Source organism: Blautia sp. MSJ-19 (genome assembly GCF_018918125.1).
GTDB lineage: Bacteria > Bacillota > Clostridia > Lachnospirales > Lachnospiraceae > Blautia_A.
In genome coordinates this window covers 1-532 of sequence record NZ_JAHLQA010000036.1, presented here as the reverse complement: position 1 = coordinate 532, position 532 = coordinate 1, and the positions used below count along the sequence as shown (strand labels likewise).

Annotated in this window: 2 tRNA genes and 1 rRNA gene; all 3 read left to right on the top strand. The window is 46.2% G+C overall.

The features are described 5' to 3' along the window. The first annotated feature begins 45 nt into the window (after nucleotides 1-45). A tRNA-Ala gene (locus KQI91_RS13020) sits at nucleotides 46-118 on the top strand. A gap of 25 nt (nucleotides 119-143) precedes the next feature. Further along, nucleotides 144-217, top strand: a tRNA-Ile gene (locus tag KQI91_RS13015). Nucleotides 218-415: 198 nt separating this feature from the next. Then, a 23S ribosomal RNA gene (locus KQI91_RS13010) occupies nucleotides 416-532 on the top strand; the annotation flags it as partial.

The window sequence follows — 532 nt, the reverse complement described above, 5'->3', positions numbered from 1 at the left end:
TGCATTGGAGACGATGTGGGAGAGCAGGTGGACGCCAGATCAAATGGGGATGTAGCTCAGTTGGGAGAGCACCTGCCTTGCAAGCAGGGGGTCGAGAGTTCGAATCTCTTCATCTCCACTTGAAATCGAAAGATTTCAAAGATGGGCTTATAGCTCAGCTGGTTAGAGCGCACGCCTGATAAGCGTGAGGTCGGTGGTTCGAGTCCACTTAAGCCCATTGGCTTATGTGAATTTAGCCGTGAGGTTAAGTGAGTAAGCCTAAATCGTACCTTGAAAACTGCATACATGAAATTTGATTAACTAATCAAATATCCTTGATATACAAACGTAAGATAGGAAGACATCGATAATTAAATTTATCAAAAGCAACGAGAATCAAGACCGCTGATACCTACGCTAGGGTATCAGAAGCGAAAGGTCAAGCAGAAAGGGCACAGGGCGGATGCCTTGGCACTAAGGGCCGAAGAAAGACGTGATAAGCTGCGATAAGCTTCGGGGAGGAGCAAATATCCATTGATCCGGAGATCTCTGA